Annotated in this window: 14 protein-coding genes and 2 pseudogenes; 6 read left to right on the plus strand and 10 right to left on the minus strand. The window is 46.3% G+C overall.

The genetic code is table 11. The features are described from left to right. Positions 1-144 precede the first annotated feature (144 nt). Both trhA and VK70_RS12360 read right to left on the minus strand, forming a co-directional pair. A complete protein-coding gene (gene trhA, locus VK70_RS12355; RefSeq protein WP_025699615.1) occupies positions 145-792 on the minus strand; it encodes a PAQR family membrane homeostasis protein TrhA in 648 nt (215 codons plus the stop codon). A 74-nt stretch (positions 793-866) separates the two neighbouring features. Beyond that, positions 867-2396, minus strand: coding sequence for a carboxypeptidase M32 (locus tag VK70_RS12360; RefSeq protein ID WP_025699616.1), 1530 nt, complete (start codon positions 2394-2396; stop codon positions 867-869). Positions 2397-2544: 148 nt separating this feature from the next. Here VK70_RS12360 and VK70_RS12365 point away from each other — a divergent pair, with 148 nt between their 5' ends. Together VK70_RS12365 and VK70_RS12370 are read left to right on the plus strand one after the other, a co-directional pair. Beyond that, positions 2545-2919, plus strand: a complete 375-nt coding sequence (locus VK70_RS12365) for an iron-sulfur cluster biosynthesis family protein (RefSeq protein ID WP_025699618.1) — start codon at positions 2545-2547, stop codon at positions 2917-2919. Between the two features lie 25 nt (positions 2920-2944). Beyond that, the gene (locus VK70_RS12370; RefSeq protein WP_025699619.1) at positions 2945-3511 is read left to right on the plus strand and encodes a beta-class carbonic anhydrase; all 567 of its coding nucleotides are present in this window, start codon (positions 2945-2947) and stop codon (positions 3509-3511) included. Positions 3512-3585: 74 nt separating this feature from the next. Here VK70_RS12370 and VK70_RS12375 read toward each other — a convergent pair whose 3' ends face one another. Beyond that, positions 3586-4206 (minus strand): NUDIX hydrolase, encoded by a 621-nt coding sequence (locus VK70_RS12375; RefSeq protein WP_036642729.1) that lies wholly within the window; start codon positions 4204-4206, stop codon positions 3586-3588. Positions 4207-4416: 210 nt separating this feature from the next. Here VK70_RS12375 and VK70_RS12380 point away from each other — a divergent pair, with 210 nt between their 5' ends. Both VK70_RS12380 and VK70_RS12385 read left to right on the plus strand, forming a co-directional pair. After that, positions 4417-4857: a hypothetical protein gene (locus VK70_RS12380; protein WP_025699621.1), complete on the plus strand. Its 441-nt coding sequence runs from the start codon at positions 4417-4419 to the stop codon at positions 4855-4857. Continuing rightward, entirely contained in the window at positions 4857-5144 is a 288-nt protein-coding gene (locus VK70_RS12385) for a YxcD family protein (protein ID WP_025699622.1), read from the plus strand. The genes VK70_RS12380 and VK70_RS12385 overlap by 1 nt, the downstream gene beginning before the upstream one ends. A gap of 127 nt (positions 5145-5271) precedes the next feature. On the opposite strand, the gene VK70_RS12390 is transcribed toward VK70_RS12385, so the two are convergent. Together VK70_RS12390 and VK70_RS12395 are read right to left on the minus strand one after the other, a co-directional pair. Then, the gene (locus tag VK70_RS12390; protein ID WP_233277814.1) at positions 5272-5649 is read right to left on the minus strand and encodes a hypothetical protein; all 378 of its coding nucleotides are present in this window, start codon (positions 5647-5649) and stop codon (positions 5272-5274) included. A 105-nt stretch (positions 5650-5754) separates the two neighbouring features. Beyond that, positions 5755-7860, minus strand: a complete 2106-nt coding sequence (locus VK70_RS12395; protein WP_046723334.1) for a thioredoxin domain-containing protein — start codon at positions 7858-7860, stop codon at positions 5755-5757. A gap of 373 nt (positions 7861-8233) precedes the next feature. On the opposite strand from VK70_RS12395, the gene VK70_RS12400 reads away from it, so the two are divergent. Together VK70_RS12400 and VK70_RS27870 are read left to right on the plus strand one after the other, a co-directional pair. After that, a complete protein-coding gene (locus tag VK70_RS12400) occupies positions 8234-11200 on the plus strand; it encodes an AAA domain-containing protein (RefSeq protein WP_025698914.1) in 2967 nt (988 codons plus the stop codon). Between the two features lie 214 nt (positions 11201-11414). Further along, positions 11415-11729, plus strand: a pseudogene (locus VK70_RS27870) (transposase); the annotation flags it as partial. A gap of 152 nt (positions 11730-11881) precedes the next feature. Here VK70_RS27870 and VK70_RS12410 read toward each other — a convergent pair. The 5 genes and pseudogenes from VK70_RS12410 to VK70_RS12425 all read right to left on the minus strand — a co-directional run bounded on the left by VK70_RS12410 (position 11882) and on the right by VK70_RS12425 (position 16279). Further along, on the minus strand, positions 11882-12808 hold the full coding sequence (locus tag VK70_RS12410) for a hypothetical protein (protein WP_155986970.1): 927 nt from the start codon (positions 12806-12808) through the stop codon (positions 11882-11884). A gap of 217 nt (positions 12809-13025) precedes the next feature. Next, a pseudogene (locus tag VK70_RS12415) lies at positions 13026-13208 on the minus strand (DUF255 domain-containing protein); the annotation flags it as partial. 198 nt (positions 13209-13406) lie between these two features. After that, on the minus strand, positions 13407-13673 hold the full coding sequence (locus VK70_RS26495) for an SDR family NAD(P)-dependent oxidoreductase (RefSeq protein WP_411431703.1): 267 nt from the start codon (positions 13671-13673) through the stop codon (positions 13407-13409). A gap of 85 nt (positions 13674-13758) precedes the next feature. Then, positions 13759-13896 carry a hypothetical protein gene (locus VK70_RS28315; RefSeq protein WP_155986971.1) on the minus strand — a complete coding sequence of 46 codons (138 nt, stop codon included), beginning with the start codon at positions 13894-13896 and terminating at the stop codon, positions 13759-13761. Between the two features lie 88 nt (positions 13897-13984). After that, entirely contained in the window at positions 13985-16279 is a 2295-nt protein-coding gene (locus tag VK70_RS12425) for a glycoside hydrolase family 3 C-terminal domain-containing protein (protein WP_233277816.1), read from the minus strand. Between the last annotated feature and the right edge of the window lie 25 nt (positions 16280-16304).

Consider the following 16304-nt stretch of genomic DNA (forward strand, 5'->3'; position numbering starts at 1 on the left):
AGGGCACTCCCTTCGTCAAGGAAAAACACTTTACACCATTTCAACGTTCCTTATAATACCGAAAACAAAGAAAGATGTCAAGCACTTTTGCTTGTCATCTTTTTCTTTGTTTTTATCCGAACAAATGTGCCAAAACACCGGACGTCAGCGGATCGGCAGCAGATACAGCAGAACCGCGAAGAAATGCGTCACGCTGCCCAGCAGCACGAATACATGCCAGACGGCATGGTGGTAAGGAAAGGCCCGCCATACATAGAAAATGGTGCCAAGGGTGTACAGAATGCCTCCCGCCATCAGCAGAGCCATTCCGCCCTCTGCCACGGCAGCCGTAAGCGGCGCCCAGGCAATTACGATCAGCCAGCCCATAGCGATATAGAAAATCGTCGACATGAACAAAAACTTTTTCGTAAAAAAGGCTTTGAACAGAACCCCGAAGAAGGCGATGCCCCAAATAACGCCGAACAAGCTCCAGCCCAGCGTACCGCGAATGGCAACCAGCAAGAAAGGCGTATACGTCCCTGCAATAAACAAATAAATAGAGGAGTGGTCGAAGAACTCAAACAGATCCTTTAGCTTGCCTTCCTTTAGGCTATGTACGATCGTCGAGTTTAAATACAGCAGCAGCATTGTGGTTCCATAGATGGAGAAGCTGACGACATGCCAGGCCGTTCCCCACATACTCGAAAATACAATGAGCAGGACAAGCGCGGCCACGCTGAGTACGGCTCCAATGCCATGCGTTATCGCGTTCGCGACTTCTTCCCTGCGACTGTAAGTGTAGGTATTTGCCATATCCCGTCTCCTTCCGTTCGCGTTTTTCTTCTATTATATTCCTTTGGCAAATGATAATCCACTATACGTCCGGGCTATTCAGGCTGTTCCAAACGATAGATTTCACGATATTTTGCTTCCAGGTAATCCGCGAGATAATCGGGATTCAGCGGTTCGCCGGTAACCCGTTCGATAATTTGCGATGGTGTCTGGCTCATGCCGTAGCGGTAAATTTTGTCCGTGAGCCATTCCTTGATCGGCAGCAGATTTCCCGAAGACACCAGGGAGTCGAACTCCGGCAGCTCTTTACGGATCGTATGCAGAAATTGCGCCGCATACATATTGCCCAGCGAATATGAAGCGAAATAACCGAAGTCCCCGCCCGACCAATGTACGTCCTGCAGTACGCCCAAGCTGTCGCTCGGCGGCGTGATGCCAAGATACTCCCGGTACTTCGTATTCCATACCTCCGGCAGCTCCTTGACGGTGAGCCCTTCATTAAAAATAAGCTTCTCGATCTCATAGCGGATAATGATATGCAGATTATAGGTCAGCTCGTCAGCCTCAATGCGGATCAGCGAATTCTCCACCCGGTTAATCGCCCGGTAGAAGTCCTCCGCCTTCACATCCTTGAAGGTTCCCGGAAAATACTGCTGCAAATCTCCGTAATACCGTTCCCAGAACGCACGGCTGCGGCCGATCATGTTTTCCCATAGTCTTGATTGGGATTCGTGAATGCCCATCGATGCGCCCTGCGCAAGCGGCGTGCCGACAAGGGCCTTGTCAATATTTTGCTCATACAGCGCATGTCCGCCTTCGTGCAGAGAACTGAAAATGGAGCTGGTCACGTTATCCTGCAAGTAATTCGTCGTAATACGGACATCCCCCGGATTCAGTCCCGTGGCGAAAGGATGCACACTCTCGTCCAACCGTCCCGCTTCAAAGTCATAGCCCATCTGCTGCAAAATAAAGAGTCCGAACTTTTCTTGCTCTTCTTTGCCGAAAGTTCCTTTTAGAAAGTCCGCATCAGGCTTGAATGGCGAAGCCGCGATTTGCTCGGCCAATGGCACAAGGCGGCTGCGCAGGCGGTTAAAGATCCCGTCGAGCTTCTCTACCGTCAGGTCAGGCTCATACATATCCAGCAGCGTGTCATAACGCGTACCTTTCACGCCCCAATAATCGATGAATTCTTGTTTGAAGGCGACGATCCGGCTGAGCATAGGTTCAAAGGAAGCAAAGTCGTTATTTTCCTTGGCTGATTCCCACATCGTCTCCGACTGGGCGGCCAGCACGGCGTATTCCTCGTATTTTTCCGGGGGAATGCTCTTGCTGCGCTCGTACTCCTTCCGGCAATCCTTGACGATTTTCTTTTGCACGTCAGTTAGCTGGCTCACCACCTCCGGTCTGCTAAAATATTCCGTGAACCGCCCCATCTCTGGCGAAGTTTCCAGCTTGAACAGCTCTCCGCTCAGCATGCCGATCGTCTTCGACCGGACTTCCACTCCCTTGCGGGGCGCACCCGTCCGCAGATCCCAATGCAGCAGACCGATTGCCTCTCGGTACCCGCTGATTTTAGCTAATAAAATGCTGAAGGCATTCCATTCCGCCTGTAATTGTTGTTCCATTCATGTCACCGGCTTTCCGTAATTTCGAAGCTACTCTTGATGATACTTTTTTAAGTGCGTATAATCAACTTCGAAGCGGATTATCTGAGATTTGAAGAATCGTTCCACCGCTTACGTTGTGATACAGTAAAAAGGAGCGTGAACTATAATGAAAATTCATGTGACGCCGCTTGCTCTACAGAGACTGAAGGAACGCCTGGGCAGCCAGCCGGGAACATTCAAGCTCTTTTACGATACGGTTGACTGCGGATGCGACGGCATCAATGTGCTGCTGATCTTGGACAAGCCGGATACCGGGGACTTGCCTGTCGAAGCGGACGGTCTGCCTGTAGTCGTCGGAAACCAGCATGAGATTTTTTATGAGGAACAATTGAAGCTGGACGCCGATGAGAACACATCTTCCTTTAAACTTAGCAGCGATTCACAGCTTTATGGACAAAATATTTTGGTACGCGATATGCGGGGCCTAGAGGGGACTCGGCCTGAACCGGCTTCCGTCTGCGAAGTTCCTTCCCGTTCATAAATAACCTTAGGAGGTTCCGCCCATTATGAGTCAAGTCTCCGATATTTTGAAATTCAACGAAAAATTTGTGGAAAATAAAGAATACGAAACCTATCTGACAAGCCGGTTTCCCAATAAAAAGCTGCTCATCATCACCTGCATGGACACGCGGCTTGTGGAGCTGCTGCCGAAAGCGATGAATTTCAAGAACGGTGACATCAAAATCATTAAAAATGCCGGAGCCGTCATTTCCCAGCCCTTCGGAAGCGTCATGCGCAGTGTGATGGTTGCCCTGTATGAGCTCAGCGCAGATGAGGTCATCGTCGTCGGCCATCACGGCTGCGGTATGGCGTCGCTGAACGCCGAACATATGATTCAATCGATCAAAGAGCGCGGGATTTCGGATGAGGTTCTGTCTACTTTGGAAAATGCGGGAATTAAGCTTAACAAGTGGCTTAAAGGGTTTGACAGCATTGAGGAAGGGGTAATTCAAACTGTGGAGCTGATTAAGCATCACCCGCTGCTCCCCCCGGGTGTTCCCGTTCACGGCATGATTATGGATCCGGCTACCGGTGCACTGGAGCTTGTCTCGGATGGGTACACCAGTATTTGACATCTCTCAAAACTGCTTTTGCGCGGGTACAGTACCCGCGCCTTTTTCTTTCTGCCGGAGTCTGCCGTCCCCAATTATAAATGCTCGAACAGCATCCGGTAATATTCATCCGTGTTCGGTGTAAAATCCCCCAGACTCACCACCCTTTGCTCCGGTCTCGCAAGCTGCGCCTGCTCATCCCAGACAATCCCCTCGATCTGAAGAGCTTCTATTTCTCCTCCAACCAGCTGCCGGAATTTCGGAATGTCTACGAAGAACAGCCCGGAAATTTCATCCCGCTGGAAGCAGTATCGCTCCAATTCCTGATCGCAAGTATAAAGAAACACATGGCTAAACTCCCTGTCGATCAGTCCGTCTGATGGAATACTCTCCTCAGCAACCGTTCCGCAATAGACCAGCTCTTCGAACGGTACATTCAGCCCGAGTTCCTCCCGCAGTTCCCGGACTCCGTCTTCCACCGTTTCTCCGGCCTGAAGATGTCCCGCGCATGAAGTATCCAGCAGTCCCGGAAACGTATCCTTGTTCCTGTGCCGCAGCTGAAACAGGAGACTTCCGCCTTCATTCTTCGAGGGATGGACGACCCAGCAATGGAACGTTTGATGCCACAGCCCTTTGGCATGCGCATTTTCCCGGCTGTCGCTTCCGATCCGGATCATCTTTTCGTCGAAAATATCAAACATTTCAGATGGCGGCATTTCTTTACCTCCCTGGAAGGATAGATGATGAGATTCCTTTTTTTGAATATTTTTTATTTAAAAAATAAGAATAGAAAAATGGAACCATTAGAAGAAGTCTCCGTATTACCGGGTAGGCACACAAAACTTAGCGTTTGCTTTCGAAGCAAGTTTTGCGAAGTCGTTCAGGAAGCTTATGCTATCAAAACTTTTAGGAGGTCTGTTTTATTCATGAAATTTTTAAAAAGCGCAATGATGATTGTTATGGCCTTTACCCTCTTCTTCGCGGCTACAGCTCCGGATTATGCGGATGCGCGGCGCGGAGGCGGCGGTTTCAAATCGGGTCAGCGGAGTTACACGACAACGCCGAATAAATCGACTCAAAGCAATGTAAATAAAAGCGACAGCACCAAGGGAACAACAGCCGGAATGACGGCAGGCACGGCTAAACGCGGATTTTTCAGCGGCGGCAGCTTTATGAAAGGGATGATGATCGGCGGTCTGGCGGGTCTGCTGTTCGGCGGCTTGTTCGGCGGCATGGGCGCTTTTGGTAACATCCTCGGCTTTGCGGTTAATATGCTGGCGATCTATCTGATCGTTATGCTCGTCCTTTCCTTCTTCCGCCGCAGACAAGAGCGCCGCAAGTTTGACGAACGGGGTGGACGTTACTAATGTCCATTACCGTCCTCAGCATGGATGAAATTATCAACGCTATCTGCCTCCACCTGGCCGAGCGCAAGAGCGTTAAGGTAACGGATGTGCAGGTGGAACTCAGTTGGGACGAAGAGACCGGCTATACCGCCGAAGTGTGGATACAGGGCCGAAGCCAGTATCTCGTCGAAAGCAATATGATTGAAGCGATTCTGCGCTATCTTCATTCCGAGTACAATATCCGCGCTTACCGCGAGGATGTAAGACTGGAACTGGACGAAGAGATTACGGCCGTCGTCAATGTTTAAGTAAGTATAGATAGGTTGAAAGGCAGATAGGGAATTTTCCTGCGTCTGTCTTTTTTTGGTTATCCTCGTAAAAAAGAGCGTTCGACAGCCCTTCCGGCTGCCGGGCGCTCTTTTTGTGTTATGCAATTTAGAGCAGCGAAATAGCCAGCAAATTGTACAGCACCAGCGGCAAAATGGCGCTCCCGACCGGACTGACCGCGTAAGGAAAAGGCGGAAAAAACGGATTGAAAAATCCTCGCATCGTGGGGCCAGACGCCGGTACAGTTAGATAGAGATGACCCTCATCGATACCCGAGATCATCCCCTCGTGGGTCACCCCGTCGATGGTATGAACTCTTACTCTCTTGTTAATGTGAGGCTTTAAAGCGCCATGCATCGATTCACGCACTTTTTTGACATGGTGGAGCGAGGTGGGATCAGCTTGATAAACCAGGGTTTGCGGTCCGGAATAGGTTGACATAATCTCATACCTTTCGTCAGTTGGATTTTGCTTTAGTGTATGCATTCGCCTATCCCGGGGTGCTGCCCCTATTTGATAACCCCTCTGCTTATAAATTCTTATATTTTGAAAAAAGGGAGCCGCAGCTCCCTTTCCGCTTTTACATTCCGGTTATTTCTTCTCCGTCTCTTCCTTCAGCAAAAGCTTACGCACCGCCTCCAGGCTCGTAATCGGCTCTTGGCAGGCAAAATCACGGCAGACATACGCGGTCGCGTTCCCGCCAATTGCCGGCTTGTCCTTCAGATGCGGCAGCAGAGCAGCCAACTCGTCCACCGTATCTTCCCAGTGAATGAGCAGTGAAGCATCCGGCATGTAGGCACGCTGCGCAAGGGAAATCATCTCGTTCAGGGCAGGGTCTTCTTTTTTACCGGACAATACCCATTCCTTGCCGCCTGACATGGTTAACAGCCCCTGCAGGAACATGGCGTAGCTGGCGGGATATTTCATCGCGGCCTTGCCCAGTACCGCCGCCGTCCGCTCGGCAACGCCCTTGAGCTTAACATCCTGGGTAATTACGGCGAGCTTCCACAGTACCTTCACCGCCACGGAATTGCCGGACGGCATCGCGCCGTCATACAGCTCCTTCGAGCGAATCGGAAGCTGCTCCGCATCCTTGCCCGTAAAGTAAAATCCGCCTTCCTCTTCGTCTTGGAACAGATCCAGCAGCCCGTTTTTAAGCTGAAGCGCCCGTTCCAGATAAACCGCTGATCCCGTAGCCTCATACAGCTCGGTCAGCCCCCACATCAGAAAAGCATAATCGTCCACATATCCGAGATGAGCGGCTTCGCCGTCGCGGTATCTTGCCAGCAGCCGGCCATCCTCGCGGCGCAGATAGTTCCAGAGGAAATTCGCCGCCGCTTCGGCAGCCTTGGCGTATTTGGGCTTTTGGAACGCTTTGGCCCCCTTCGCCAGTGCCGTAATCATCAGGCTGTTCCACGAGGTCAACACCTTGTCGTCCTTGGAAGGACGCACGCGCTTCTCTCTGTAGGCGAACATCTTTTCCCGCCATTCCTCTATCCGGGTGCGTAGAGCCTGAGGGGTCGTGCTCAGCTTTTCCGCGATGTCTTCCGGCAGTCCGTCTAGTAGATTCGGGATGCTGTATCCACGGGAAATACCCTCCTCCGTTATTCCGTAGAGGCTACAATAGGACTGCATATCTTCAGGCCCCAGCGCTTCCTCGACCTCTTCCGTGCTGAAAATATAGAAAGCGCCCTCCTCGCCATCCGAATCAGCATCTTCCGCCGAATAGAACGCGCCCTCAGGTGAGGTCAATTCACGTAATACGTATGCGAATATGCTCTCCGCAACCTCCGCATACAGCGGCTTCTCCGTAATTTGGTATGCTTCCACATAAGCGGAGGCGAGCAGCGCGTTATCGAAGAGCATTTTCTCAAAATGCGGCACCAGCCACTGCTCATCGGTGGAGTAGCGCGCAAATCCAAATCCGATATGGTCGTAAATACCGCCCTTGTACATCGATTCCAGCGTCTTCTCGACCATGCGCAGCGCCTCTGCATTGTCATACTTCTGGCTGTATGCAAGCAGAAAGGACAAATTATGCGGCGTCGGGAATTTGGGAGCTTGTCCAAAACCCCCGTTCACATCATCAAATATCGCGGTGTACAACCGGAAGGCATGATGCAGCAGATCTTCCGACAATTCAACATCTTGTTCGACGCTGTTCTTGGCAGCTGCGGCCTGAAGCTCGGAGAGCAGTTCGTCGCCAAGCTGGTGGAGCTTCGCACTGTCCGTTTCCCATTTGGCCCGGACCTGCTCCAGAACCTCCATGAGTCCGACCTGCCCCATCATCCGCCGCTTCGGAAAATACGTTCCGGCATAAAACGGCTTTTTCTCCGGCGTCAGCAGCACATTCAGAGGCCAGCCTCCCCCGCCAGTCATTGCCTGACAGACCGACATATACAGGGCGTCGATGTCCGGCCGTTCCTCGCGATCCACCTTGATCGCCACGTAATTACCGTTAAGAAGCTCTGCAACCTCTTCATCGTCAAAAGATTCTTCTTCCATCACATGACACCAGTGACAGGTCGAATAGCCGATGGATACGAATACGGGCTTGTTCTCCGCTTTGGCCTTCTCGAAAGCTTCCTCGCCCCAAGGCATCCAATCCACCGGATTGTGCGCGTGCTGGAGCAGATAAGGACTCTTCTCATGGATTAGCCGGTTGGTGTATTTTGGAGATGCGGTTTCTTCGTTCATGGGAACAGCCCCCTTTGGTTTTTTTTGATAATTATAATATACAAGCCGAACGTGCCGCCGAAGGAAATGTGAAGATTGTGTTTAGAAATCTGGCTTTAAATGCTACATAAGTTTCCATCAAAATATAAGGAATACCGTCTAAGCGGTTTCAAAATCTTTATAGTAGCTTACAGGTGACGCTCTCTTTTCCAAATGCAAAATCAGGAAGCTCTATTGAAGCAAGTTGGTATAGTACTTTTCATTCTACACCTTTAATATAGCGCAACAACTTTCTTTATAGCTATGCCAGATTCATGTGGTATAAAATGGAGAGGCGTTTCCCTACATACACTTTTTAACATTGATTTTTCACATTTATCTGGAGGACAGGCATTTGCTTACGAAAAATCTGCTTCAATATTATTTGGAATGTCTCAAATACGAAAGCTACTATTCAACCGAGTTAAGCCAAGACATGTTAGCTCGCTGCCTAATTAACCCGATCGAGCCCGAAAAAATCGCTGAACGTTATCAAGCAATGAGCATTCGGTTGAAAAAAAATCATACAATCTTATTTGGTTATCCTCTCCTGAAAAAAAGAAAAAAACATGGAACTATATACTTGCCGCTTTTTTTGTGGGGGAATTCAAACTTTCTGTCAGATCGGAATATATTTAAAGCGGATCAATTCGGATTTCACCAAGAATTGTTCACCTCTTTGTCCGACCAGATCTTTCTTGAAGAGATAAACAAGCTAAAGGAGCAATTTTCCGCGTCGCCCTTAACCTTTGTGTCGAATGAAGAGAACTTGGACAATCTTTTAGCCCACACTGACTACGAAATGAAAGATTTAATCAGAAGCTATGTTATCGTACAAGCAGAAAATACTACTAACAGCAATTATCTTATTGTTAAAGAGATAGAGGACCTTTTGAAACACAAAGTTCAACCAAGTGCAGTGCTAACCAGCTTCCTTACTAATAGCTTCGCCTTGCCCTCTCAGGACATTCATCCAGAACCGCTGCATATCGTTCCCAGCAATTATCCTCAAAACATTGCCATTTCAGATATTCAAAATACAATTAATATAATCAAAGGTCCGCCGGGTACAGGCAAGACTCAAACGATTTTGAATTTGATAGCCAATCAAATTTATCGTTTGGAGACATGTGTCGTGGCAAGCACAAATAATCAGGCGGTTGACAATATTGTTGAGAAAATAGAAGAGAAAGGCATAAGCCGGCAATTTTTCGGATTTATCCGTTTAGGAAGTAGTTCTCTCAACAAATCTGAAATATCCAAGATACGAAATGCGATTGCACAAATGAAGCAAGAACTTCCAAACCTACTCCCCGAAAAATCCTTTGATGCGTATATCGTAAGAAGTCGCCAAATCATGGAGCAAATTCATGCAGCCGAAAGCATAGAGCAACAAATTATTGACTTGAGAAATACAATAGGCCAGCTTCAAAACCTGATTGACATTTTAAACGACCGATTGCGATTGAATCATCTAACCTACCTTAAAAACAACTTTATAGAACTTTCTATAGCCGATGAACGAGTTGAACAACGGCTTCGCGAGATTGTAGACAAGCCAATTCAGTTATTCGGTAACGATATTTTCCGTAAATTCCGAATGTTTATTGCCGGGAAGGTCAAGGCTTATAGGAAAAGGTGCATTCAAAAGTACCTTACGTCCATGGAAGCCTCAGGTTTATGGGAGTTTATTGATACCGCGACACCTACAGAGTCTCTTGCTCTTTGCGAGGAGATTGTAAAAGTCATAAATCTTGAGAATCGTCTTGAGCAGTACAAAACCACGCTGTCGCAATTGCTACATAAGCAAAAAGAACAACCTTACTCCTTAAAAGTCTTGTATGATGAGAAAAACAAAATCGATCTGATGATCGTTCGCACACGATGGTTACATAATGCCAAGCCTGTTTTAGAAAACGCAAAAGAAATGAATAATATAAAAAGACTTCTCACTGAGCTCGAAAATGACGGGAGAATTCGCCAATCGGCCTCGGCCTTTGCTTCTTTTGTCAAACTTTTTCCCGTTCTTCTGGTCAGCAGTTTATCCGCTCGCAGATGTATTCCTCAGGGAACAGCAGTAGACCTGGCTATAATCGATGAATCATCTCAATGCTCCATACCAAGCGTATTTTCCCTATTACAATCTTCAAGGAGAGCTTGCTTTTTTGGTGATATTCATCAACTGAGTCACATCGTTTCGTTGGAAGATTCGCTTAGCGATGCTTTATTCGGCAGATTCGCCAACGGTATTGAGCGATCGCTCTACTGCTTTCGTAACGTTTCCGCTTTTGAAAGAGCCGAGCATGCATGCCAGTATACCGACCATGGTATACATTTGTTAAGTTATCATTATCGTTGCATTCCGTCCATTGCCTCATTTAGCAACCGGCATTTTTATCGGGGACGCTTAAGGATAATGCGCCAAGAACCTGAACGTATGCCTTATCACACCGGAATTTTCTCGAAAAATGTGTATGGAACTGCTTATGGAAAGTTTAATGAACAGGAATTAAACGAAGTCATATCCATTGTATCCAAGCTTGAAAGCAATGGTATTACCCAAATCGGTATTGTTACACCATTTGACGCACAAAAGAAGAAACTGATTGAAGTCTTCCGAAATAATCCCAATATTAAGGTGGGCTCGGTCCATACGTTTCAAGGCGGAGAATGTCGAGCCATTGTATTCACTACCGTCATTTCTAACGGCTCTACTGCATTTCAGATTGATTTTGTGCAAAAGAGCTACCGGTTAATCAATGTTGCCCTGACCCGGGCGCTGGATTATTTTATTCTCGTGGGTAATTTAGCGGAGATAGACAACGGTCAAGGCTATCTGACCCAATTAAGTCATTACATCAACACCATAGAAGCCAAAAATTTTCATAATCCCGCAATTGAATTGTCCATAGAGTTCAACCGAATCATTCAACAAGAGAGCCGCAAAGCACTTATGCATCAGGGAGAACGGATGATCTTTAATAAACTACAAATTTTCCTTGGCGGCATGCCGTTACTTGTCTTTCCAAAAGTACCTATCAAGGATGTATTATCCATCAATTTCGAGCTGGACAGTACACTAAAATCATATTACTTCACCAGCCACATGGACTTTGTCATATATGAAAAAGAATCACTTCAGCCGATATGTTCCATTGAATATGATGGCGAGTACCATAGGCGGGATGCTAAGACAATCGAAAATGATAAGAAAAAAGACAGATTATGTAGCTACGCGGAATTTCATCTATTTCGAATAGCTTCCAATGATGAAACCGAAGGATGGGAAAGATTGAGGGCGTATTTGAACTCTTTTTCATGAGAGATTTATTCTTCTGCTCAGTGTTGTCATAAGTTTCCTCCAATCAATAAACCTCTACAGCCTCCCTGCGGAAGCTTTAATAACAATTGATTCACAAGAACATCCCATCCATAGCATGTTTTTGTGAATCAACAACTAGATGTATGTAGTAGATACAAAAACAGTTTTATGTTTTATCTCCGTTTAGTTTGAATTGGATCGCTTCGAGGAAGTCTGGGGTGGCATGTATCCGCTCATTATCCGGTCCTGGCGGAACAACTGGGAAGAGCTATCAACCTTTTTCAAGTACCCGCCAGAGATCCGCTAACTCATCTACACCACGAATATGATTGAGAGTTACCATCGGCAACTTCGGAAAGTGACCAAGGGCAAAAGCATCTTTCCGACCGATGAAGTGCTGCTCAAAATGCTGTATCTGGCGACGATGGATGTCACCCGTAAATGGACGGGGCCTGTGCAGAACTGGGGACAAATTCTCCTCCAGCTTTCCGTATTCTTTCCAGAACTTGTTGGTAACCACTTACGCTAGAATCGCCGAATCCCCCCGAGGGGATTGCTTGAAATGAGTTTACACAAAAATCTTGACAGACCCTCTTAGCTTCTGCAGATCAAGGGACCAATCGATTCTTCAGCATGAATACAATGTTATTCAGAAGTTATTTTGCCATCCTTGTTATGCTTTTAGTAAGTATTAAGATCTGTTAAATATTGTTTTAAAGCATTATCAAATTGTGTATTCTTTTTAAGACCTATTAAGCGTAGAAAATCAATTGTACTTTGTCCGTTTGTATCAAGTAATGAGTGATATATTCTGGTACGGTTAAGTTTCTGTACGTGAACCTTAGTAGAAATTTTATTGCTATTTTCAATTCTATTATTTAAAATATTTAACATTTTATTTATCGTGATATTGTTAGCTTCTTTCCCTTCAATTATTAGTAATTTATCACTTTTTATCTGCATAGTATTTCTATAATCAATATACTCTGATAGTATTTCCTTGCTCTTTTCTTCTAAGGTCATCCACTTTAATATTAGGCTATCATTATCTGATCTTAGATTTCTTATTTCTCCTGTAATTAAATTCAGATCTGTTGTCTTTAATTTAAGAATATGATTTTGTTCAAAAACTTGATGATATGCCAATGACCAAATAACAGGAGCAACAAGTTTAGCTTCTTTATCTCTCTCCATAAATCTGTATTCAACAGCACTACTGAAAATAAAATTTATGTCTAAGTTAGTGAGGAAATCCACTTCTTCATTTGTTTCTTTGCCATACTTACTTAGTTCCTTTTTAATACTCAGATTTTGACCGGAAGTCAATTTAAGGTTACTATAAAAAAAATCAACCATATTCACTATAGTTGCTCTAGCAGTTGAACTTTTACGTCTGCTAAAGTAATGCCTTAGCTTCAAATCATTAAATATATTGAAATAATCATCAATCATAACTTTATCTAAAATGTAGTAGTTCATGTAAAAATCAAAATCGCTTAGATATCTTTTTTTTGTCTGTTCATTGATTGCCCTCTCTTTCATTCTTAAAAATTCTTGAAACTCTAATCTCACTTTGTAAATAAAAGAACTATTAAAATTTCTATTCATGTGCCGCCCTATTTTTTCATGAAATATATATTTCATGAATTATTTGATTGCATATTTCATCCTTGTTTCCTTCATATTACAAGAAAAATATACTTATTGCAAATAATTATTAAATAGCAGAATATAACGGTTTCTAATTCCATTCTTATTTATAAAAAAATCCTCGAACAATCCTAATATCAGAAACATATTAATTATTATTTTTACGAGCACCTCACCAGTGACAGGTGGAATAGCCGATCGATACGAATACGAGCTTGTTCTCCGTTTTGGCCTTCTCGAAAGCTTCCTTGCCCCAAGGTATCCAATCCACCGGATTGTGCGTGTGCTGGAGCAGATAAGGGCTCTTCTCATGGATTAGCAGGTTGGTGTATTTTGGAGATGCGGTTTCTTCATTCATGGGAACAGCCCCCTTTGATTTTTTTTGATAATTATAATATACAAGCCGGACTTGCCGCCGAAGGAAATGTGGAGATTTGTGTTCAATATGATGAGCTGCGGATAGTAGAAGGATTTCCATTTTCCTAAATAACCCATATATTCCATAAAATTATGGGTGTGTTCGCAAAACCCTCGAATGCGGCATTAACCACTTCGATCAGTTCCATTCGTTAAGACTGTCCGAGCCGGATGTGGCGTGAAAGGAGCTTTGGGTCTCACCGGGACACAGAGCCAGAACCTGTACTCCATTGCCGTGATTTTCCTCCCATAACGCTTCGGTAAAAGACAGCACATAAGCCTTCGCCGCTCTATAGACAGCCATGAAAGGTACCGGTTGAAAGGCGGTCATGGAAGCGACATTGATAATCAGCCCGCTTTTCCGCCGGAGCATAGGACCCATGAACCGATGTATCAGGTCTGTCAGAGCGGTGGCATTAAGCTAGATTTCCTGGGGGATACGCGACACTGTAATCTGATCAAACGTTCCCAACGTTCCCGAGCCGGCATTATTAAATGAGGATAACTACGGTTAAGCCGAGACTTGCCGCCGTTTCCGCCAGTTTTCGGGGAGCCAAGACTTGAGTCAAATCGGCCGGGATGGACACAGCCCTGATGAAATAGGCAATTTGTAATTCAAGCGATTTCACTGTGATTCTCCACTCCTGCGGACAACGCGAATAGCAGGACTCACGAAAGAGCCCTGCTGTCTGGTATGCATCAAACGAATTAGGATTGCTACTGTGCCTTCTCTAAAGCATCATTTATTCTGGTAACTACTTCCTCCATTTTCTCATAAGTAATCGTTCCCCCCGAATTCATATCCATAAATGTCTGAATGCCCCAGAACGACCATTTTAACAATTCATCCAGATTTTCATTTGCCTGCTCTTGATTAATCAAGCCGTTTTCTATCAAAAACTGATAAAAGATTTGTTTGGCCGTCGCATTCTCTAGCAGTTCTGTAAATCCGCTGTCCGTCCTGATCTTTGAGACATATTGCCGGGAATTTTCCACCTGAACCGCCTTCGTAAGGCGGATGTCTCGGCTGGAGGCGCCGATCCGGACGATGAATTCCGCAGTGTCTGCAACCCATTGGCCGAACTCCGGGTTATAGTAAGAGAAGTCACGTTCTTCTAACACAAATTCAACTGTTTTCGTCTCTCCGGAATGGAGCGCCACTTTCGCGAAGCCCTTTAATTCTTGAACCGGACGAGGGAGCTTTGATTTCGGCTGTGAAAGATACAATTGTATAATTTCTTTCCCGTAGACATCACCAGTATTTGTAATATCTACAGTTACTTTTAAAGTTTCGGGCAGCTTAACCGATGATGACGATACGGTAAGCTTGCTATACGTGAATTGCGTATATGAAAGGCCGTGCCCAAACGGAAACCGCGGAGCGATTTCTTTTTTGTCGTAATAGCGGTAACCCACATAGATTCCTTCACTGTAGTACAGATCCTTTTCATTGCCGGGGAAGCTCAGATACGCAGGGGTATTGTTTAATTTCTCCGGAATGGTGGCAGACAGTTTGCCGGAAGGATTCACCAAGCCGAAGAGGATATTGGCAAGTGCCGCTCCCATGCCTTCCCCGCCAAACCAGGTCTCCAGCACAACGCTAGCCTGATCGGTCCAAGGCATCGAAACCGACTCTCCGTTAGCCAGAATCAGAACCGAGTTTCGATTTACGGCACAGACCGTTTCAATCAATTGTTCATGACCCGATTCGATATTCATATCCTTCCGGTTGTAATCATCACTTTCTTCGGGCATAAAGGCTCCGGCGAAAATCAAAACAACATCCGCTTCGCGGGCCAGAAGCCCGGCCTCCTGCAACAAAGCCTGATTTGTAGAGCCGTCGCTGTTATATCCGGGAGCATAAGCAACCTCGATTGTACCTTGGCACAGGCTGCGTATGCTATCCAGCGGTATATCCACCAGCTGCGCATTCACGACGGCGCAACCTGTTCCTTGATATATCGGTTCAACCGCCAATTTGCCGACGACCGCAATTTTCTTGATTTTCTCAGAGGATAGTGGCAGTAATTGCCGCCCGTTTTTCAATAAAACAATGGATTCCTCTGCGGCTCGCTGTGCGATCCGGTGATGCTGAACAAAATCGAACTCGGCCTTTGGTTCCGCTTTTTCCGTCAGACTGAATACAAGCTGTAGAATATGCTTCACCCGGCGGTTAAGCCACTCTTCGGCGATGTCGCCTTTTTGAACGGCCTCTTCCAAAAATCTTGACGAGCTTAAGGAAAGCGGCATTTGCAAATCAAGCCCCGCCAAGGTGGCTTCCACCACATTTTTGACCGCCCCCCAGTCACTGATCACCGCTCCGGCGAACCCCCATTCCTCACGCAAAATCTGATTGAGCAGCAAGGGATCTTCGCTGGCTTGAACCCCGTTAATTTTGTTGTACGCACTCATGACGGTAGTGGGCTTGGCCTGATTAACGACCCGTTCAAAGGCCGCTAAATAGATCTCCCGCAGAGCTCTTTCCTCTACAATAGCATCCACCCGTGTTCGTTTGGTATCCGAATTATGGCAGGCAAAATGCTTGAGAGAAGTGCCGACCCCTTGACTCTGCACACCCATAACCATGGCTGCGGCCATGTCCCCTGTTAAGTAGGGGTCTTCCGAATAGTATTCAAAGTTGCGGGCCGTTAAAGGATGCCGGCGAATGTTCATTCCAGGGCCCAACAGTAGATGGATTCCCAGGCGACGGCACTCCTTGGCAATCGCTTGGCCGATCTCATAGATCAGCTCTTTATTCCATGAGCAGGCAACCGTTGATGCCGAGGGAAAGCAGGTAGCCTTGTGGGTATTACTGATCGCCTCTTCACTATCAAATCGGCTGCTAATGGACTCATAAAAGGGTTGCGATCGGGTGATTTCGGAATCCTTCTGAAATCGGACGCCGCTTGAACCGTCACTCATAAGAATGGAAGGAATGCCCAGGTGTTTAAAAGCTTTGGTCTTCCATGAATTTTCACCGGTACATAACGCCACTTTCTCGTGTAAGGTCATATCACTTATAAGCCTGTCCAAATCT

The sequence above is a fragment of the Paenibacillus durus ATCC 35681 genome, from assembly GCF_000993825.1.
GTDB classification, from domain to species: domain Bacteria; phylum Bacillota; class Bacilli; order Paenibacillales; family Paenibacillaceae; genus Paenibacillus_AQ; species Paenibacillus_AQ durus_B.

Excerpts from the sequence above, each read along its gene's own strand:
- trhA (WP_025699615.1), bottom strand. The coding sequence starts at position 792 with ATGGCAAATACCTACACTTACAGTCGCAGGGAAGAAGTCGCGAACGCG.
- VK70_RS12360 (WP_025699616.1), bottom strand. The coding sequence starts at position 2,396 with ATGGAACAACAATTACAGGCGGAATGGAATGCCTTCAGCATTTTATTA.
- VK70_RS12365 (WP_025699618.1), top strand. The coding sequence starts at position 2,545 with ATGAAAATTCATGTGACGCCGCTTGCTCTACAGAGACTGAAGGAACGC.
- VK70_RS12370 (WP_025699619.1), top strand. The coding sequence starts at position 2,945 with ATGAGTCAAGTCTCCGATATTTTGAAATTCAACGAAAAATTTGTGGAA.
- VK70_RS12375 (WP_036642729.1), bottom strand. The coding sequence starts at position 4,206 with ATGCCGCCATCTGAAATGTTTGATATTTTCGACGAAAAGATGATCCGG.
- VK70_RS12380 (WP_025699621.1), top strand. The coding sequence starts at position 4,417 with ATGAAATTTTTAAAAAGCGCAATGATGATTGTTATGGCCTTTACCCTC.
- VK70_RS12385 (WP_025699622.1), top strand. The coding sequence starts at position 4,857 with ATGTCCATTACCGTCCTCAGCATGGATGAAATTATCAACGCTATCTGC.
- VK70_RS12390 (WP_233277814.1), bottom strand. The coding sequence starts at position 5,649 with ATGCATACACTAAAGCAAAATCCAACTGACGAAAGGTATGAGATTATG.
- VK70_RS12395 (WP_046723334.1), bottom strand. The coding sequence starts at position 7,860 with ATGAACGAAGAAACCGCATCTCCAAAATACACCAACCGGCTAATCCAT.
- VK70_RS12410 (WP_155986970.1), bottom strand. The coding sequence starts at position 12,808 with ATGAATAGAAATTTTAATAGTTCTTTTATTTACAAAGTGAGATTAGAG.
- VK70_RS12425 (WP_233277816.1), bottom strand. The coding sequence starts at position 16,279 with ATGACCTTACACGAGAAAGTGGCGTTATGTACCGGTGAAAATTCATGG.